This is a genomic window from Streptomyces sp. NPDC044571 (assembly GCF_040647115.1).
Taxonomy (GTDB): domain Bacteria; phylum Actinomycetota; class Actinomycetes; order Streptomycetales; family Streptomycetaceae; genus Streptomyces.
The window spans coordinates 65,159-83,817 of record NZ_JBEZBN010000030.1 but is presented as its reverse complement, the minus strand read 5'-3'; the positions used below and the strand labels follow the sequence as shown (position 1 = coordinate 83,817).

17 protein-coding genes are annotated in these 18,659 nt (G+C 73.5%); 13 read left to right on the top strand and 4 right to left on the bottom strand.

Features of this window, described 5'->3' with window-relative positions; translation table 11 throughout:
• Nucleotides 1–220 precede the first annotated feature (220 nt).
• Nucleotides 221–1,000: a DeoR/GlpR family DNA-binding transcription regulator gene (locus tag AB0B01_RS18235; protein ID WP_361719532.1), complete on the bottom strand. Its 780-nt coding sequence runs from the start codon at nucleotides 998–1,000 to the stop codon at nucleotides 221–223.
• 179 nt (nucleotides 1,001–1,179) lie between these two features.
• On the opposite strand from AB0B01_RS18235, the gene AB0B01_RS18230 reads away from it, so the two are divergent.
• The 6 genes from AB0B01_RS18230 (at nucleotide 1,180) to AB0B01_RS18205 (ending at nucleotide 5,790) form a co-directional block, all read left to right on the top strand.
• On the top strand, nucleotides 1,180–2,082 hold the full coding sequence (locus AB0B01_RS18230) for a sugar isomerase (RefSeq protein WP_361719529.1): 903 nt from the start codon (nucleotides 1,180–1,182) through the stop codon (nucleotides 2,080–2,082).
• Nucleotides 2,079–2,915 carry a class II fructose-bisphosphate aldolase gene (locus tag AB0B01_RS18225; RefSeq protein WP_361719526.1) on the top strand — a complete coding sequence of 279 codons (837 nt, stop codon included), beginning with the start codon at nucleotides 2,079–2,081 and terminating at the stop codon, nucleotides 2,913–2,915. Before AB0B01_RS18230 ends, AB0B01_RS18225 begins: the two co-directional genes overlap by 4 nt.
• A gap of 178 nt (nucleotides 2,916–3,093) precedes the next feature.
• Entirely contained in the window at nucleotides 3,094–4,284 is a 1,191-nt protein-coding gene (locus tag AB0B01_RS18220; protein WP_361719559.1) for an acyl-CoA dehydrogenase family protein, read from the top strand.
• Nucleotides 4,285–4,613: 329 nt separating this feature from the next.
• Nucleotides 4,614–4,841: a hypothetical protein gene (locus tag AB0B01_RS18215; RefSeq protein ID WP_361719523.1), complete on the top strand. Its 228-nt coding sequence runs from the start codon at nucleotides 4,614–4,616 to the stop codon at nucleotides 4,839–4,841.
• A complete protein-coding gene (locus tag AB0B01_RS18210) occupies nucleotides 4,841–5,206 on the top strand; it encodes a hypothetical protein (RefSeq protein ID WP_361719520.1) in 366 nt (121 codons plus the stop codon). The genes AB0B01_RS18215 and AB0B01_RS18210 overlap by 1 nt, the downstream gene beginning before the upstream one ends.
• A 182-nt stretch (nucleotides 5,207–5,388) precedes the next feature.
• Nucleotides 5,389–5,790 (top strand): STAS domain-containing protein, encoded by a 402-nt coding sequence (locus AB0B01_RS18205; protein WP_361719517.1) that lies wholly within the window; start codon nucleotides 5,389–5,391, stop codon nucleotides 5,788–5,790.
• Between the two features lie 12 nt (nucleotides 5,791–5,802).
• Here AB0B01_RS18205 and AB0B01_RS18200 read toward each other — a convergent pair whose 3' ends face one another.
• Entirely contained in the window at nucleotides 5,803–6,267 is a 465-nt protein-coding gene (locus AB0B01_RS18200) for a cyclic nucleotide-binding domain-containing protein (RefSeq protein ID WP_361719514.1), read from the bottom strand.
• Nucleotides 6,268–6,427: 160 nt separating this feature from the next.
• Between AB0B01_RS18200 and AB0B01_RS18195 the strand changes: the two genes are divergently transcribed.
• The 3 genes from AB0B01_RS18195 to AB0B01_RS18185 are packed head-to-tail and all read left to right on the top strand — an operon-like array spanning nucleotide 6,428 to nucleotide 11,205.
• Nucleotides 6,428–7,345: an oxygenase MpaB family protein gene (locus tag AB0B01_RS18195; RefSeq protein ID WP_361719511.1), complete on the top strand. Its 918-nt coding sequence runs from the start codon at nucleotides 6,428–6,430 to the stop codon at nucleotides 7,343–7,345.
• Nucleotides 7,346–7,378: 33 nt separating this feature from the next.
• On the top strand, nucleotides 7,379–9,502 hold the full coding sequence (locus AB0B01_RS18190; protein ID WP_361719508.1) for a serine/threonine-protein kinase: 2,124 nt from the start codon (nucleotides 7,379–7,381) through the stop codon (nucleotides 9,500–9,502).
• Complete coding sequence (locus tag AB0B01_RS18185) at nucleotides 9,499–11,205, top strand: NAD(P)/FAD-dependent oxidoreductase (RefSeq protein ID WP_361719505.1); 1,707 nt, start codon at nucleotides 9,499–9,501, stop codon at nucleotides 11,203–11,205. The genes AB0B01_RS18190 and AB0B01_RS18185 overlap by 4 nt, the downstream gene beginning before the upstream one ends.
• Before the next feature lie 37 nt (nucleotides 11,206–11,242).
• On the opposite strand, the gene AB0B01_RS18180 is transcribed toward AB0B01_RS18185, so the two are convergent.
• Nucleotides 11,243–11,689, bottom strand: coding sequence for a nitroreductase family deazaflavin-dependent oxidoreductase (locus AB0B01_RS18180; protein ID WP_361719502.1), 447 nt, complete (start codon nucleotides 11,687–11,689; stop codon nucleotides 11,243–11,245).
• A 128-nt stretch (nucleotides 11,690–11,817) separates the two neighbouring features.
• On the opposite strand from AB0B01_RS18180, the gene AB0B01_RS18175 reads away from it, so the two are divergent.
• Entirely contained in the window at nucleotides 11,818–12,195 is a 378-nt protein-coding gene (locus AB0B01_RS18175) for a VOC family protein (protein WP_361719499.1), read from the top strand.
• Between the two features lie 73 nt (nucleotides 12,196–12,268).
• On the opposite strand, the gene AB0B01_RS18170 is transcribed toward AB0B01_RS18175, so the two are convergent.
• Nucleotides 12,269–14,041, bottom strand: a complete 1,773-nt coding sequence (locus AB0B01_RS18170) for a serine hydrolase (protein WP_361719556.1) — start codon at nucleotides 14,039–14,041, stop codon at nucleotides 12,269–12,271.
• A gap of 637 nt (nucleotides 14,042–14,678) precedes the next feature.
• Between AB0B01_RS18170 and AB0B01_RS18165 the strand changes: the two genes are divergently transcribed.
• The 3 genes from AB0B01_RS18165 (at nucleotide 14,679) to AB0B01_RS18155 (ending at nucleotide 18,597) form a co-directional block, all read left to right on the top strand.
• Nucleotides 14,679–15,785 carry a nitronate monooxygenase family protein gene (locus AB0B01_RS18165; RefSeq protein ID WP_361719496.1) on the top strand — a complete coding sequence of 369 codons (1,107 nt, stop codon included), beginning with the start codon at nucleotides 14,679–14,681 and terminating at the stop codon, nucleotides 15,783–15,785.
• Nucleotides 15,786–15,796: 11 nt separating this feature from the next.
• A complete protein-coding gene (locus AB0B01_RS18160) occupies nucleotides 15,797–17,371 on the top strand; it encodes an acyl-CoA synthetase (protein WP_361719493.1) in 1,575 nt (524 codons plus the stop codon).
• Nucleotides 17,372–17,490: 119 nt separating this feature from the next.
• On the top strand, nucleotides 17,491–18,597 hold the full coding sequence (locus AB0B01_RS18155) for an ionic transporter y4hA (protein WP_361719490.1): 1,107 nt from the start codon (nucleotides 17,491–17,493) through the stop codon (nucleotides 18,595–18,597).
• Nucleotides 18,598–18,659: the final 62 nt, after the last annotated feature.

The following is an 18,659-nucleotide window of genomic DNA, read 5'->3' as shown; positions in this document are numbered from 1 at the left end:
GACGACGAGGAACGAGGAGGAGCGCCCTTGACGGGCCGGACCGACACGGAAGGACAGTGGACTGACGGGACGCCCCCGGACCTCCCCTGATGCCGGGCGCGGGCATCCCGCCCCCCGAAGCCCCCGCCTCGCCTTCCGACCCCGGGTGCGGGCACCCGCCGACCCCGACCCCGACCCCGACCCCGCCCCGCCTTCCCATCCCGCCCCCCGCAGCCCCCCCTCACACCCGCACCACCTCCACCCCCGCCGCCTCGAACGACGCCGCCACCGGGTCCGGGAGGCCCGTGTCCGTTACGAGGGTGTGGACCGATCGGGTGGGGCAGATGCGGGCGAAGGCGCGGACTCCGAGTTTGCTTGAGTCCGCCGCGATGACCACCCTGCGGGCCCGTTCGCACAGCAGGCGGTTCACCGCGGCCTCGTCCTCGTGGCGGGTTGCCGCGCCGTCGGCCGGATCGAAGGCGTCCACGCCGACGACCGCGGTGTCCACCGTCAGCTGGCCCAGCACCTGCTGGGCCAGCGGCCCGGTGAGTTCGTATGACTGGGGGCGGGCGACGCCGCCCGTCAGGACGATCTTGAACTGCGGTCTGATGACGAGCTCCCCCGCGATGTTGAGGGCGTTGGTCACCACGGTCAGTGCGGGCGAGCCCGTCGACAGGTCCGGCCGGCCGGCCAGCGCGCGGGCCACCTCCGTCGTCGTGGTTCCGCCCGTCAGGCCGATCACCTCCCCGGGCGTGATCAGCGCCGCGACCGCCTCGCTGATGCGGTGCTTCTCGGCGGCGCGGCGGGACGTGCGGTAGCGCAGCGGGAGTTCGTACGAGACCCCGTGCAGCACCGCCCCGCCGCGCGTACGGACCAGCAGCTGCTGTTCGGCCAGTTGGTCGAGGTCGCGGCGGATGGTCGCGGCGGACACGCCGAGGGTTTCCGCCGCCGGCTCGACCTCCAGCTCACCGCGTTCCACCAGCAGATCCAGCAGCGACTGCCAGCGTTCCTTCCGGGTCATGGACCCCACGGCGTTCAACCCCCTCGGGTGCTCTCGCTTGTCCCGCTCGGCCTACCCGTCGACATTAACTGAGGGGATCGAGGCCGAGATGCTTGAAGTTGCGTGAAACTGCCCGATACTTTGCAGGAAAACGCAGCAAGCCGCACCAACACGCCCCCCCGCGGGGTCAGGGAGCCGCCATGAGCCACGTCGCGCACGAGTTGGGCACGCAACCCGAGTGCTGGGAGCGGGCCGCCGAACTGGCTCCGGCGCAGCGGGCGGTGCTGCCGCAGCCGGGGGAGCGTACCGCCTTCGTCGGGTGCGGGACCTCGTACTACATGGCCCAGGCGGCCGCAGTTCTGCGCGAGGAGGCCGGGCAGGGGGAGACGGACGCCTTCCCCGCCTCGGAGTTCCCCCGGCACCGCCGCTACGACCGGGTCGTCGCGCTGACGCGCTCCGGCACCACCACGGAGGTGCTGGACCTGCTGGCCGGGCTCCGCGACTCCGGCGTGCCCACCACGGCCGTCATCGGTGACCCGGCCACCCCGGTGATGGGCCTCGCCGACGAGCTGGTCGTCCTCGACTTCGCCGACGAGCAGTCCGTCGTGCAGACGCGCTTCGCGACCACCGCCCTGACCCTGCTGCGCGCCCACCTCGGCCTGCACACCGCGGCCGTGGTGGCCGACGCCCGGACCGCACTGGCCGAGCCGCTGCCCGAACAGGCGGCGAGCTGCGGCCAGTTCACCTTCCTCGGCCGCGGCTGGAGCGTCGGGCTCGCGCACGAGGCCGCGCTGAAGATGCGGGAGGCCTCCCTGTCCTGGGCGGAGTCGTATCCGGCGATGGAGTACCGGCACGGGCCGATCAGCATCACCGGGCCGGGCACCCTCACCTGGTCGCTCGGCGAGGCCCCCGACGGGCTCGCCGAGCAGGTCCGGGCCACCGGCGGCCGGTGGATCGCGGGCCGGCTCGACCCCCTGGCCGAACTGGTACGGGCGCAGCGGCTGGCCCTCGCGGTCGCCGCGCACCAGGAGCTCGATCCGGACCAGCCGCGCAACCTGACCCGCTCGGTGATCCTCACCGCCGGCGAGGAGGCGGTTCGATGAGCATCGTGTCCGCCGGAGCGCTCGTCGAGCGGGCGGCCGCCGACGGCCGCGCCGTCGCGGCGTTCAACATCATCACGTTGGAGCACGCCGAGGCCGTCGTGGCGGGGGCGGAGCAGGCGGGCCTGCCGGTCATCCTGCAGCTGAGCGAGAACGCGGTGAAGTTCCGCGGCGGACGGCTGCTGCCGATCTCGCGCGCCGCGGCCGCGTGTGCGGAGGCCGCCGCCGTCCCGGTCGGTCTGCACCTGGACCACGTCAAGAGCCCCGACCTGCTCCGGCAGGCTGCGGACGCCGGGTTCAGCTCGGTGATGTACGACGCCGCGCAGCTGCCGTACGCGCAGAACCTGGAGGCCACCCGCTCCGCCGCCGACTGGGCGCACGCCAACGGGCTCTGGGTGGAGGCCGAGTTGGGCGAGGTGGGCGGGAAGAACGGCGCGCCCCCGCTGGACCCGCACGCGCCGGGGGCCCGTACCGACCCCGACGAGGCGCGGCGCTTCGTCGCCGACTCCGGCGTCGACGCGCTGGCGGTGGCGATCGGCAGCAGCCACGCCATGACCAGCCGTACCGCCTCCCTCGACCACGCGCTGCTGGCGCGGCTGGCCAAGGCCGTGGACGTGCCGCTGGTGCTGCACGGTTCCTCGGGGCTGCCGGACGCCGAACTGGCGGCGGCCGTGGCCGGCGGCATCCGCAAGGTCAACATCGGCACGGCGCTGAACGTGGCGATGACCGAGGCCATCCGCACGCACCTGACCCCGGCGGACCCCCGCCCCTACCTGACGGCTGCCCGTACGGCGATGGCGGCGACGGCCGCGGCGATGATCGCCGCGCTGACCTGAGCGAGCCGCTGCCGCTGCGCTGCGCCACGCCGGGTCGGCGGAGGACGAACCGCGCCCGCCCTGTTCCGCGCGTGCGTGCCGAAACCCCGACCCTTCGGTCCTTCCCCCTTCTTGTAACAGGTTCTACTCTGTGCGCCACTACAGCGACCGGCTGGACCGCCAGACACCCGGAGGGGCCGTGCACCTCGAATACACGCCTGAGCAGCAGCAGTTGCGCACCGAGCTGCGCGCGTACTTCGCCGACCTGGTCCCCGAGGACGTCTACGCCCGCTACGAGGATCCGGCGGCCCAGAAGCGCTTCTACCGGGATACCATCCGCCGGCTCGGGGCGGACGGATGGCTCGGCGTCGGCTGGCCCGAGGAGTACGGCGGCCGCGGGATGTCGCCCATGGACCAGTTCATCTTCTTCGACGAGGCGGCGCAGGCCGTCGTACCGCTGCCGCTGATGGCGCTCAACACCGTCGGACCGACCATCATGCAGTTCGGCACCGACGAGCAGAAGGCGTACTTCCTTCCCCGGATCCTCGCCGGCGAGATCGACTTCGCCATCGGCTACAGCGAGCCCGACGCGGGCACGGACCTGGCCGCGCTCAAGTGCAGGGCCGTGCGCGAGGGCGACGAGGAGACCGGCACGTACGTCGTCAACGGACAGAAGATCTGGACCACCAACGGCGACACCGCCGACTGGGTCTGGCTCGCCGTCCGCACCGACCCGGACGCCCCGGCCCACAAGGGCATCACCATGCTCCTGGTGCCGACCTCCGACCCGGGCTACTCCTGCACTCTCATCAACACCCTCGCGTCCCACGACACCACCGCCAGCTACTACGAGAACATCCGCGTCCCCGCGAGCCGCCGCGTCGGCCGGGAGAACAGGGGCTGGCGGCTGATCACCAACCAGCTCAACCACGAGCGCGTCACCCTCGCCGCCCACGGCACCATGGCCATACGGGCCCTGCACGACGTCCAGCGCTGGGCCGCCGAGACCAAGCTGGCCGACGGCCGCCGCGTCATCGACCTGTCGTGGGTCCGCGGCCGCCTGGCCCGCACCCACGCCCGTCTCGACGCGATGAAGCTGCTCAACTGGCAGATGGTGAACGCCGTCCAGGACGGCACCCTCACCCCGCAGGACGCCTCCGCCGTCAAGGTGTACGGCTCCGAGGCGCGCCGGGACGCGTACGCCTGGCTGATGGAGGTGGTCGGTGCGGCGGGCCCCCTCAAGGACGGCTCGGCCGGCGCGGTCCTGCACGGCGAACTCGAACGCGGCTACCGCAGCGCCGTCATCTTCACCTTCGGTGGCGGCAACAACGAGATCCAGCGCGAGATCATCTCCTGGATCGGCCTGGGCATGCCCCGCGTACGCCGCTGACCGACTGCGACGGCCGACGTGACGGCCGGCGTTGCGTCCGTCCGGTCAGGCGTCGCGAGGTGGGGATGGGGACGGGCGGTCCCGCGCAGCGGAAAGCGGAACGGACGGCTCGACAGGTCCGGTCGAACGGGCCGTCTGCCGGGCGCACCCGGGTGCCTGTGTGTACACACGGCACCGATACCATCGCGGGGCTCCATACCCCCGAACGCAGCGGTGTCGCGGACAGCCCGACGTGCTGGACGGCCTGCGCCTGCTCGCGGCGCTGTCGGTGGTCCTGTTCCACTACCTGGCCGGCTCGCTGGCAGCGGACCGCGATCGAGCTGTTTCCCGTGCTGCACCGGGTCGCCGGGTTCGGCTGGCTGGTTGTGGTCTTCTTCTTCATGATCAGCGGCTTCGTCATCTGCATGTCCGGCTGGGGCAAGTCGCTCCAGCAGTTCTGGCAGGGCCGGATCCTGCGCCTGTTCCCGCTCTACTGGGCGGCGGTCGCTACCTGGTCCGCCGTGCGGGCCGGATCGAGGGGGAGACCCTGGGCATCCTGGCGCTGTCCTGGCTGCTGATGCAGCACCGCCTCCCGGCGATCATGGAGGGCGAGGGGCACGGCATCAACTGGAAGGTCTGCCTGGCCGCGATCACCGCCATGTACGTGGTGATGGGCCTGATCGCGCTCGGGAAGCTGGACGGGATCCAGTGGCGCTGGCTGCCGGTCGCGGGCGCGATCTCGTACCCGCTCTATCTCGTGCACCAGTCGCTGGGCGTGCGGGTGATCTGGCGGTGCAACGAGCAGTGGGGCGCATGGCCGACCCTGCTCGGGGTGGTCGCGGGCGCGGTGCTGATCGCGTGGCTGCTGCACCGCCTGGTGGAACGTCCGCTCGTCCCGCTGCTGCGCGGGCTGATGGCCCCGGCCGCGCCGCCGTCCCCGTGATCCTCCGGCATGGCCGACGTCGGCGTGGAGGAGCCGCTCCGGGCCCCGGTTTCCCGGGGGGCGTCCGGCATGCGGGCGGGAGCACGGGCGGGTGGGCGGTCGACGTACGCTCACGGGCCCGGGTGCTCGCGGCGCGGCGCGAGGGTCCGGAGCATCTGCCCCGTGAAGCCGAGGAACCGACGATGACCATTGAGTGGCGCTACACCGCGCACGAGGAACTGGGGGTCCTGTCCCTGGCCGGATACCTCGGCGCCGAGGCGACCGGGCGGTTCACGGGCGCCGTCGGCTGGGCCGTGGCCCGCGGGACCGGGCCGGTGATCCTGGACCTGACCGGGCTGCGGGGCTGGTCGGCCGACGGGCAGCGCGCCGTGGCGGAGGCCGCCCGGCGCCTCGCCGAGCACGGGCGGCCCCTGGAGCTCGCCGCGGTCCCCGCGGACGGTCCGCCGGTGCCGGGGGCGACGGGCCCGGCCGTGCCCGTCCACGGGGACCTGGCCGCCGCGCTGTCGGCCCACCACCGGGGCGAGGGCGCGGGCCGGCAGTGGCACACCGACGACTGGCCCGGCTCCCTCACGACCCCCGCCTGACCGGCCGCCGGCTCACCGGCCGCTACCGCTGCCGTACGGGGCGTACAGGTCGAGCAGTCGCTCCCGGGCCGCTTGCAGCCGGTGGGCGAGGACCTGCCCCACCCAAGTGGCGACCGCCGCCCTGAAGGCGGGGTCGCCGTCCATCAGCTCCCGTACGGCCTCCGCGTCGAACTCGTGGGTGCGCAGCGGGGTCGTCGCCTCCGCGCCCAGGTGCCACTGGTGCGGCCGGAACATCCACGACCAGCCGACCAGCTCGCCCGGGCCGAGGTTCTCGATCACCGCCGGCTGCTTCCCGGGAACGTGCAGGTCCAGGGTGACCACGCCCGAGCGGACGATCCAGAAGCGGTCGGCCCGGCCGCCCTCGTTGAAGAGCCTGGCGCCCTCGGGGAAATTCACCTCGCGGGCGTGCTCCATCAGCCGTCCGCGGTATTCGGTGGGCAGTGCCTGGCTGATCCGGGTGGGCATCGGGTTGCGCATGGCGGCCTCCCTTCCTCGCCCTTCCAGTCTCCGTCCGCCCCGCCCCCCCCTGCGCCCCGCCACTGGCGCCGTCCGGGAACCGGTGGGACGCTGGCACGCGTTCCACCGAAACACGCGTTCCACCGATATCCGCGCAATGCGGGAGGGAAGGGGCGATGCGATGACCGAAGCGGCGGGCGAAGCGAAAGGTGGGGCGAAGGGCGAAGCCGACCCCGGTCTCTACGGGCCCGGGTCCGTCACCTGGCAGTGCCACGGCGACCCGATCATGTGGATCGCAGGTGTCCGGGCGCTGTACCTCCAGGCGCTGCATCCGCGCGCGGTCCGCGGTGTCATGGAGAATTCGGACTTCCGCAACGACGCCTGGGGGCGGCTCCTGCGGACGGCCGATTTCGTCGGGACCATCACCTACGGGACCACCGAGGAAGCCGAGCGCGCCGGTGCCCGCGTCCGCCGGATCCACAGCACGCTGTCCGCGACCGACCCGGCCACCGGTGAGCGGTTTCCCGTCGACGATCCCGAGCTGCTGCTCTGGGTGCACTGTGCCCAGATCGACAGCTTCCTGCACGTCCTGTGCCGCTCCGGCGTGGCCCTGACGGCCGCCCAGGCCGACCGCTACGTCGACGAGAACCGGGTCAACGCCCGCCTCGTCGGCCTCGACCCGGCGCAGGTACCGGCGGACACCGCGGCCCTCGCCGCGTACTTCGACACGGTCCGGCCCGTGCTCGCCGCGGGTCCCGACGCCCGCGCCGTGGACGAGTTCCTGCGCAGCCCGCCCGTCCACCCCGCCCTTCTCGCCGGCCGAAACCTGCTGTGGCGCCCCGTCGCCGCCCTCGCGTACGGCTCCCTCCCCGCGCACGCGCACCGGCTGTACGGCAGACCCGCACCGCCCCCGGACACCGTCACCAGGAACCTGCGCCTCACCGGTACCCTGCTGCGCAGCATTCCCGCTGGTCTGCGCTGGCAGCTGCCCCCAGGTCACATCTTGAAGGCGATGCAGCGCATGGGTCCCGGGAGCCGCCCCTCGCCGTACACACTGCATACACCAGCGGCCATACTGGACCGGCCGGGGAGGGCGTAGGACGTAGCACGACAACGGGGGCGGCTTTAAGACATGGCGGAGTCCAGACTGATCCAGGGCCGGTACCGGTCGCTCGATCTGATCGGGCGCGGCGGCATGGGCGAAGTGTGGCGTGCCCGGGACGAGTCGCTCGGCCGGCAGGTCGCCGTCAAATGCCTCAAGCCGCTCGGCTCCGAGCAGGACAACCACTTCACCCAGGTCCTGCGCGAACGGTTCCGCCGTGAGGCGCGCGTCGCCGCGTCCCTCCAGCACCGGGGTGTCACCGTCGTCCACGACTTCGGCGACGACAGCGCCGCGGGCGGCCCGCTGTACCTGGTCATGGAGCTCCTGGACGGCCGCAACCTCAGCCAGCTCCTGGAGGACAACGAGGCCCGCCCGCTCCCCGTCGACGTGGTCGTCGACATCGCGGAGCAGCTGGCCGCCGCCCTCGGCTACACCCACGACCAGGGGGTCGTCCACCGCGACCTCAAGCCCGCCAACATCATGCGGCTCACCGACGGCACGGTGAAGATCTGCGACTTCGGCATCGCCCGCCTCGCCCACGACATCGGCTTCACCGCCAAGCTGACCGGCGGCGGCATGGCCATGGGCACCCCGCACTACATGTCGCCCGAGCAGATCGCGGGCGGCGAGGTCGACCACCGCAGCGACCTGTACTCCCTCGGCTGTGTGCTGTACGAGATCGCCACCGGCGCCCCGCCTTTCGACCTCGGCGACTCCTGGTCGGTGCTGGTCGGACACAGCGACACCGCGCCGGTGCCGCTCCGCGAGCACCGCCCCGAGCTGCCCGAGTACGTCGAGCAGGTCGTCCTGGAGCTGCTGGCCAAGCGCCCCGAGGACCGCCCGGGCGACGCCCGCCACCTGCACCGGCGCCTGGTCGAGGCCCGGCTCGGCCCCGGCGGGCCGCTCGGGGCGCAGCCTGCCCTGCCCGCGTGGGCCCGGGGGATGACCGCGGGCCGCAAGGCCGGGATCGACGCCCGCCCCGCCAGCGGCGAATGGGCCGTCCTCACCGGCTCATGGACCGCCGCGCGGCCCAGCGGGTCCCACCGGATCGTGCGGCCCGCCGCCGCCGAGGACCCGCGGCTGACCGCGCCGTACGGCATCGCCTGTACGCCCGGCCCCGGCGGCCCGGGCGGCGCAGGATCCCGCGAAGGCGCGGAAGGCGCCGCGGCCCCGGCAGCCGGGGCGGGTGCCGGCCCCGAGGAGCTCACCGCAGGGCACACCCGTGCCTTCGCCCTGAGCCGGGCCGGCCGCCCCGACGAGGCGCTGGCCGCGTACGAAGCGGTCGCCGCGGGCCGCACCCGCCTGCTCGGCGCCGACCACCCCGACACCCTCGCCGCGCGCCAGGAGGCGGCGTACGAACTGGGGCGGCTCGGTCGTCACCGGGAGGCCCACGAGGTCTACCGGGCGGTGCTCGTCGCCCGTGAGCGGAGCATGGGCCCGCTGCACCCCGACACCCTGCGCTGCCGGCACAACCTGGCCTGCGCGCTCGGCGCCCTCGGCCGGTTCGAGGAGGCCCACCGCACCGCCGCCGGGGTCGCCGCCGACCGGGCGGCCGTGCTGGGCGACGAGCACCCGGACACGCTGCTGACCCGCTACGAGGCGGCGTACGCGCTGGGCCGCCTGGAGCGCTGGGGAGAGGCCCTGGAAGGCTTCGCCGAGGTCGCCGCCGTCCGCGAACGGGTCCTCGGCCGCGACCATCCCGACACCCTCGCCGCCCGCTACGAGGTGGGCATCGCGCTCGGCCGCACCGGCCGCGCCGCCCAGGCCCTGGACCTGTTCCGGGGCCTGGTCCGCGACCGCACCCGCGCGTACGGGGCGCACGACCCCGAGACGCTCCGCGCCCGGCACGTCCTCGGCGTCAACCTGGGCCGCCTGGAGCGCTGGGAGGAAGCGGTGCAGGAGGCCCGGGAGGTGGGCGCGGCCCGGGCCGGCGTACTCGGCGCCGAACACCCCGACACCCTCGTCAGCCGCCGCGAACTCGCCGCCGGGCTCGGCCGGCTGGGCCGCTGGGACGAGGCCCTGCCCGTGTACCGCGAGCTCGCCGGGATCCGGGAGCGGTCCCTCGGCGACGAGCACCCCGACACCGTCGCCGCCCACGCCGACGAGGTGTACTGCCTGGAGCGACTCGGCCAGGTGTGCTACCAAGAGCCATGACGACCTCGCGGGGACTCGGGCAGGCCACGGTGCGGGACGATGCGGTACGCGGCCAAGGCGCCGCGCAGGACGACAGCGCGTATGAGGACACCGCGTACGAGGGCGCCGCGTACGACGACGCGGTGTACGACGCCGTCTACGACGACGTGATCGTGGGCGGAGGACACAACGGCCTGGTGGCCGCCGCGTACCTGGCCCGGGCGGGCCGCTCGGTACTGGTCCTGGAGCGGCTGGCCACCACCGGCGGCGCCGCAGTCTCCACCCGCCCCTTCGTCGGGGTGGACGCCCGGCTCTCGCGGTACTCCTACCTGGTCTCCCTGCTGCCCGCGAAGATCGTGCGCGACCTGGGCCTGCGGTTCGCGGTCCGGCGGCGCACCGTCTCCTCCTACACCCCCGTCCAACGCGGCGGCCGGCCCGGCGGGCTGCTCGTCGGCGGCGACGAGGCACGGACCCGGGAATCCTTCGCGCGGCTCACCGGCTCGGACCGCGAGTACGACAGCTGGCGCGCCTTCTACGGGGTGACGGGCCGCGTCGCCGAAAGGGTGTTCCCGACCCTGACCGAGCCACTGCCCACGCGGGACGGGCTCCGCGCCCGGATCGACGACGACGCCGCCTGGCGGATGCTGTTCGAGGAACCCCTCGGGCAGGCGGTCGAGAAGTACTTCGCCGACGACCTGGTGCGGGGCGTGGTGCTCACGGACGGGCTGATCGGCACCTTCGCGGATGCGCACGACCCATCCCTCGTGCAGAACCGCTGCTTCCTCTACCACGTCATCGGCGGCGGCACCGGCGACTGGAACGTCCCCGTCGGCGGGATGGGCGCCCTCACCGACGCGCTGGCGGCCGCCGCGCGGCAGGCCGGGGCGCGGATCGCCACCGGGCACGAGGTGCTCCGGATCGACACCGACGGCAGGGCGCCGGCCGAGGTGACCTTCCGTACGGCGACCGGCGAGGGGCGGGTCGTCGCGCGGACCGTGCTGGTCAACGCCTCACCCCGGGCGCTGGCCGAACTCCTCGGCGAGGAGGGGCCGGTACCCGCCTCCGAGCGGCCCGAGGGGTCGCAGCTGAAGGTCAACATGCTGCTGCGCAGGCTGCCTCGGCTGCGGGACACCTCCGTGGACCCGCGCGAGGCCTTCGGGGGCACCTTCCACATCGCCGAGGGCTACGCCGAGTTGGCGCGGGCCTACGCCGAGGCGGCGGCCGGGGAGCTGCCCTCCGTACCGCCCTCGGAGATCTACTGCCACTCGCTGACGGACCCCTCCATCCTCGGGGCGGAGCTGGTGGAGCAGGGCTACCAGACGCTCACCCTCTTCGGCCTGCACACTCCGGCCCGGCTCTTCGAGAAGGGGCACGGCGGCAACACGGTGGCGCGCGAGGTACTGCTGACCGCCACCCTCGCCCAGCTCGACGCGCACCTGGCCGAGCCGATCACCGACTGCCTGGCCTTCGACGCCGACGGCCGGCCGTGCATCGAGGCCAAGACCCCGCTCGACCTGGAGCGTGAACTGCGCCTGCCCGGCGGCCACATCTTCCACCGGGACCTGGCGTGGCCGTACGCGGGGGAGGAGCCGGGGGCCGGCGGCCGGTGGGGCGTGGAGACCCGGTACGCCAACGTCCTGCTGTGCGGCGCGGGCGCCGTGCGCGGTGGCGGTGTCAGCGGGGTCCCCGGCCACAACGCGGCGATGGCCGTGCTGGGGCACTGACCGATCCACCTGCCGCCCCCGCCCGCCCCGCGCCCGGTCAGCTGAGGACGGGTTCGATGACGACGAGCGGGATCTCCCGGTCGGTCTTGGCCTGGTACTCGTCGTACGAGGGCCAGTGTCGCAGCATCAGCGGCCAGTACCGGGCGCGCTCCTCGGGGGTGGCCGTACGGGCCGTGCCCTGGAGGATCTTCGGGCCGACCTGGATGCGGACATCGGGGTGGGCGGTCAGATTGCGGTACCACAGCGGGTGCTCGGGGGCGCCGCCCTTGGATGCGACGAGGAAGTAGCGGCCCTCTTCCTCACCGTAGATGAGCGGGGTGCGCACGGGCTTGCCCGAGACCCGGCCGATGGTGGTGAGCAGCAGGGTCTGGGTGCCCCGCCAGTGGTGGCCCTCCGCTCCGTTGGTACGGGTGTACTGCCGGACGTGGTCCAGCTGCCAGCCGCCCTTGGGGTCGCTCGGGTTGTCCCAGTCGATGTCGGTCATAGGACCTGCCTGCCTTCGTGTTGAACGGTCAACGAAGTCACCAACGAGTGGCCAACACCGCCGGGCACGCTTTTATGCCGTGGGCTGCCCGTCTGCACGCCTGCCCGGCCCCGGCCTAGAATCCCGGCATGATCGCCGACCTGCAGTGCGTGGTGCTGGACTGTCCCGATCCGCTGAGACTCGCCGCCTTCTACGAGGCGGTGCTGGGCGGAACCGTCAACCGGCCCGATCCGCGCTGGTCGCTCGACGAGGACTGGGCGACGCTGCACACGCCGTCCGGGCTCGTCCTGGCCTTCCAGCGGGTGGCCGACCACCGGCCGCCGCGCTGGCCGGATCCCGCCCACCCGCAGCAGTTCCACCTGGACTTCGGCGTCCGGGACCTGGACCGGGCGCAGGGGGAAGTGCTGGGCCACGGAGCGACGGTGCTCGACGCGGCCTCGGAGGGCCGCGGCTGGCGGGTCTACGCGGACCCGGCAGGCCACCCCTTCTGCCTGGTCCGCCAGTAGGGTCCGTCGTCGCCCGGCGGGGCGGGGCGCCGCCGGCCCGCGCCGCCGGGCCCGGCCCGGGTGCTGCTCGCGGTCAGTCCGCCGACCTGGTCCAGCCGACGGCCTCGATACGGGCCGCGTCGGCGGGGCGGTCCTCCGCGAAGAGGAGGCGCGCCGGCTCCGACACGCGCACGACGTCCACGTACACGCCGCGGCCCACGTACCGGCCGGTCGCGGTGTGCCGGAAGCGGAGCCGGACCTCGCGGCCCGCCCATGCGGAGAGCGGCGCTTCGAGGCGGTGCCAGATGCGGCCGGACCAGCCGCCCGCGCAGCCCTGGGGCCACTGTTCGGGGGAGCCGCCCGTGGTCCGCTGCGTGCTGAACGGCAGGGGCTGCCAGGTCCGCCCGTCGGCGGAGGCCTCCAGGTGGAAGGCGCCTTCGCCGGGCACGGTGTCCCACCAGACGGCGCAGCGCAGCCGGGCGGCGGCCGTGGCCGGGGTGAGCGGCGGCAGGGTGAGGGTGCCGCAGCCGCCGGTCTCCATGCCGGAGAACCAGGCCGGCCCCCCGTGCCTCGTCCGGACCGGGACGGCGCGGGCGAAGCGGTTGCCGACGGCGACGCGCGGTGCGCTGCCGGCCCGCCAGGTGCGCACGGGGTGGACGGAGTTGCCGAGCAGGATCAGGAAGGAGTCGGTGGACGGGTCCAGGACCAGGGAGGTGCCGGTGAAACCGGTGTGGCCGGCGGAGTGCGGGGTGGCCATGGCGCCCATGTACCAGTGCTGGTAGAGCTCGAATCCGAGGCCGTGGTCGTCGCCGGGGAAGGCGGTGTTGTAGTCGGTGAAGAGCAGCTCGACGGAGGCGGGGCGCAGGATGCGCTTGCCGGCGTAGACGCCGCCGTCGAGGAGGGTGCGGGCCAGGATGGCCAGGTCCCAGGCCGTGCCGAAGATGCCGGCGTGGCCGGCGACGCCGCCGAGGGCGTACGCGTTCTCGTCGTGGACATCGCCCCACACCAGCCCGCGGTCCAGGCCGGACCAGGGCGGCCGTTGCACCTCGGTGGCGGCGGTGACCCGGCGCCAGGAGAGCGGCGGGTTGTAGCGAGTGCGGTGCATCCCGAGTGGAGCGGTGATCTCGTCGTGGAGCAGGGCATCCAGAGGGTGACTGGTGATCCGTTCCACGAGCAGTTGCAACGCGATGAGGTTGAGGTCGGAGTAGCGGTACACCGTCCCGGGGGTGTCCTGCGGGCGCACGGACCACAGCAGCCTCAACCGTTCCTCGCGGGTGGGCTGCTGGTAGAAGGGAGCCCAGGAGCGCAGGCCCGAGGTGTGCGTGAGCAGCTGCCGAGCCGTGATCAGCTCCTTCCCGCCGCTGGTGAACTCCGGCAGGTACCGCTCGACCGGAGCCTCCAGCTCCAGCTGTCCGCGCTCCATCAGCTGTACGGCGAGCAGGGAGGTGAACAGTTTGGTGAGGGAGGCCAGGTCGAAGACGGTGTCCTCGGCCATGGCGATCCGCTCCGCAGCGGGGAACTCACGCACCCGGTCGGTGCGTCCGTCGTAGTCCGCGTACCGGACGGCCTCTCCCACGGCGCGGTGCAGGGCGACGGTGCGGCCCCGGCCGGCCAGGACCACGGCCCCGGCGTAGTAGGGGTGTTCGGGGGAGGGGCCGAGGAAGCGGCGGGCCTCGTCGACGACGCCGTCCAGGTGCTTCTCCAGCAGCCCGGCCTGCCGGGCGGAGCCGTACCGCAGCCGCAGCCCTTGCAAGGCGCGCCGCTCAGCGGGGTTCCCGGCGGCTCCGGCGCCCCCGGGGACGGCGGCCTGCAACAGCAGCACCCCGCCCAGCGCCAACACCCCGACCCCGAGCCTCCGCCTACTCACCCCGCCCCCGGTGTCGGCTCCGGCCCCGGTCCCGGCCCCTGCCCCGGTCCCGTTCTCGCTGCCGCTGCCGCTGCCGCTGCCGCTGCCGCCCGGCTCGTCGGCGCCGGCCGCGGTCCCGGTCCCGTTCGCGTTCCCGGCCCGGGTCCCGTTCCCGCTGCTGCTGCCGCCCGGCTCGTCGGCGCTGCTTGTGGCGTGGTGGTGCACCCGGCGCTCGACCCCGCCCACCGGTCCCGCCGCGACCTCGCCCGCGGGAGGCGGGTGTTCGGCGTGGGCCTTCCGTCCTGCCGTGCCGCTGCCGGGGCCGTCGCCGCCCGGCCGGCGGTCCTGGCCCGCGGACGGGCGTGGTGCGGTCGTGCCGGCGGTGGGGTGTTCAGCGCCGCCGCCCCCGGGCGCAGCCTCCGGTGCGGCCGAGGCCGGGGTGGAGGGGGCCTTTCGCCGGCCCGGTCGCACCTTCGGCGCCTGCGCGCCGCCGTCCCCCGAGTGCTCCTCCATCGCCGGCCTCCTGTCCGCCGTATCGGCCTCTCCAAGTATCTGCCCGGCCGGGCGGCGCGCTCCGCACCGACGGGCCCGTAAAGAATCTGACGCAGCATCAGAAAATCTCTTCCCTCGTCCGCCGCCCTACGGCATGCTGCCGCCCATGGAGACGGAGCTGAGCAAGAAACTCGGGGTGGAGCACGCCATCTTCGGCTTCACGCCCTTCCCGGCGGTCGCGGCAGCCATCACCCGCGCCGGCGGATTCGGCGTGCTCGGCGCGGTCCGCTACACCGCCCCCGACGACCTGCGGCGCGACCTCGACTGGATGCAGGACAACACGGACGGCAAGCCCTACGGCCTCGATGTCGTCATGCCGGCCAAGAAGGCCGTGGACGGCATCAGCGAAGCCGACATCGAGGCAATGATCCCGGCCGGCCACCGCGCCTTCGTCCGCGACACCCTCGCCAAGCACCACGTCCCCGAGCTCGCCGAGGGAGAGGCCTCCGGCTGGCGGATCACCGGCTGGATGGAGCAGGTCGCCCGCAACCAGCTCGACGTCGCCTTCGACTACCCCGTCAAACTCCTGGCGAACGCCCTCGGTTCCCCGCCCGCCGACGTCATCGCGCGCGCCCACGACCACGGGGTCCTGGTCGCCGCCCTCGCCGGAAGCGCCAAGCACGCCCGCCGCCACGCCGAGGCCGGCATCGACATCGTCGTCGCCCAGGGCTACGAGGCCGGCGGCCACACCGGCGACATCGCCACCATGGTCCTCGTGCCCGAGATCGCCGAGGCCGTCGCCCCGCTCCCCGTCCTCGCCGCCGGAGGCATCGGCAGCGGCGAGCAGATCGCCGCCGGGCTCGCCCTCGGCGCCCAGGGCGTCTGGCTCGGCTCCCTCTGGCTCACCACCACCGAGGCCGACCTGCACTCCCGCGCCCTCACCGAGAAGCTGCTCGCGGCCGGCTCGGGCGACACCGTCCGCTCCCGCGCCCTCACCGGCAAGCCCGCTCGCCAGCTCCGCACCGAATGGACCGACGCCTGGGACGACCCGGCCGGCCCCGGCGCCCTCCCCATGCCGCTGCAGGGCCTGCTGGTCGCCGAGGCCGTCTCACGCATCCAGAAGTACGAGGTCACGCCGCTGCTGGGCACGCCCGTCGGCCAGATCGTCGGCCGGATGAACACCGAACGCAGCGTCCAGGCCGTCTTCGACGACCTCACCCGCGGCTTCGAGCGCGCCATCGACCGCATCAACCGCATCGCCGGCCGAGCCTGAGGAGCGTGCAGATGAGCATGCAGACGAGCGAGCAGACGACGGGCCGCCCCAACGGATTCTGGGCCCAGGCCACCGCCGACCCCGAACGCACCGTACTCCTCACCCCGGAGGGGGAGGAGTGGAGCGCCGGCCGCCTCCACGCGGCCGTCAACCAGCTCGTCCACGGCCTGCGCGCCGCGGGCCTGGAGCGGGGCGACGCCTTCGCCGTCGTCCTGCCCAACGGCGTCGAGTTCTTCACCGCCTACCTGGCCGCCTCCCAGGCCGGCTTCTACCTCGTACCGGTCAACCACCACCTCGTCGGCCCGGAGATCGCCTGGATCGTCTCCGACTCCGGGGCCAAGGTCCTCATCGCCCACGAGCACTTCGCCGACGCGGCGGTCGCGGCCGCCGACGAGGCGGGCCTGCCCGCGAGCCACCGGTACGCGGTCGGGACGGTGGCCGGTTTCCGCCCGTACGCCGAACTGCTCGACGGGCAGCCCACCACGCCCCCGGAGCACCGCACCCTCGGCTGGGTCATGAACTACACCTCGGGCACCACCGGCCGCCCCCGCGGAATCCGGCGCCCGCTCCCCGGCAAGCTGCCGGAAGAGACGTACCTCGGCGGTTTCCTCGGGATCTTCGGCATCCGGCCCTTCGACGGGAACGTGCACCTCGTGTGCTCGCCGCTCTACCACACCGCGGTCCTCCAATTCGCGGGCGCCGCCCTGCACATCGGGCACCCGCTCGTCGTGATGGACCGGTGGACCCCGCAGGAGATGCTGCGGCTCATCGACACCCGCGCCTGCACGCACACGCACATGGTCCCGACCCAGTTCCACCGGCTGCTCGCGCTCCCGCAGGAGACGAAGGACGCGTACGACGTCTCCTCGATGCGCCACGCGATCCACGGGGCCGCGCCCTGCCCCGAACACGTCAAGCGGGCGATGATCGATTGGTGGGGCACCTGCGTCGAGGAGTACTACGCGGCCAGCGAGGGCGGCGGCGCGTTCGCCACCGCGGAGGACTGGCTGAAGAAGCCCGGTACGGTCGGCAAGGCCTGGCCGATCAGCGAACTGGCGGTCTTCGACGACGACGGCAACCGGCTGCCGCCCGGCGAACTCGGCACCGTCTACCTGAAGATGAACACCGGCGGCTTCAGCTACCACAAGGACGAGGACAAGACGCGGAAGAACCGCATCGGCGACTTCTTCACCGTGGGAGACCTGGGTCTGCTGGACGAGGAGGGCTACCTCTTCCTCCGCGACCGCAAGATCGACATGATCATCTCGGGCGGCGTGAACATCTACCCCGCCGAGATCGAATCCGCTCTGCTCACCCACCCGGCGGTCGCCGACGCCGCCGCCTTCGGGATACCGCACGCCGACTGGGGCGAGGAGGTCAAGGCCGTCATCGAACCGGCCGAGGGCTTCGAGGCGGGGGACTCGCTCGCAGCCGAAATCCTGCACCACTGTGAGCGGCAATTGGCCGGGTTCAAACGCCCGAAATCGGTCGACTTCATCGAGACGATGCCCCGCGATCCGAACGGGAAGCTGTACAAGCGTCGACTGCGCGACCCGTACTGGGAGGGACGCGAACGCGCGATGTGAGCGCAGGGCGCAGCCGCACAGGGCCGCGGGCCGCCCGGGAGCCGTGAGAAGGGCCACGGCAGCGCGTCGGAGGGGGCCCTGCGCCGCACCGGGGGGATGAATCTGGCAAGTTGGCCGATATGAGTACGGCTACTCGCAGATTCCCCTTGTCCGACTGGACCGTGGCGGTCCCCGTGCTGGCGCTGGTCGCCCTCGTCCTCAGCTGGGGACGCAAGCTGCCCGGGCCCGCGGTGGCGCTCGTCGCGCTGTGCCTGGCGGGGGCCGTCCTGGCGGCCGTCCACCATGCCGAGGTCGTCGCCCACCGGGTGGGCGAGCCCTTCGGCTCCCTCGTCCTCGCCGTGGCCGTCACCGTCATCGAAGTGGCCCTCATCGTCACCCTGATGGCGGACGGCGGAGACAAGACGGCCTCCCTCGCCCGGGACACCGTCTTCGCCGCCGTCATGATCACATGCAACGGCATCGTCGGCCTGTCCCTGCTCGTGGGCGCCCTGCGCAACCGGGTCGCCGTCTTCAACGCCGAGGGCTCAGGTGCGGCCCTGGCGACCGTTGCGACCCTGGCCGTCCTCAGCCTCGTCCTGCCGACCTTCACCACCACCAAGCCCGGCCCCGAGTTCTCGCCGGCCCAGCTGACCTTCGCCGCCGTCGCCTCGCTCGCCCTGTACGGCCTGTTCGTCGCCGTCCAGACGGTCCGGCACCGGGACTACTTCCTGCCGGTGGGCAGCGAGGCGTCCGCCGCCTCCGGTGACGGTGACCACGCCGATCCGCCCAGCTCCCGCGCCGCCCTCGTCAGCCTCGGCCTGCTGCTGGCCGCCCTCGTCGCCGTGGTGGGCAACGCCAAGGCCGTGTCCCCGACCATCGAGGCGGGCGTCACCCGCGCGGGCCTGCCCCACGCCGTCGTCGGTGTGATCATCGCCCTGCTCGTGCTGGCCCCGGAGACCCTGGCCGCCGTCCGGGCGGCCCGCCGGGACCGTGTCCAGACCAGCCTCAACCTGGCCTACGGCTCCTCCATCGCGAGCATCGGCCTGACCATCCCGGCCATCGCACTGGCCTCGGTCTGGCTCTCCGGGCCGCTGCTGCTCGGCCTCGGGCCGATCCACATGGTGCTGCTCGCGCTGACCGTCGTGGTCAGCGCGCTCACCATCGTCCCGGGCCGGGCCACCCTCCTCCAAGGCGGCGTCCACCTCGTCCTGCTGGCCGCGTACCTGTTCCTCGCCGTCAGCCCGTGAGTCCGTGAGCCCGTGAGTCGCCCCGCCGGCGCGGTGCCGGCGCGGTGCCGGTTTGGTCCTGT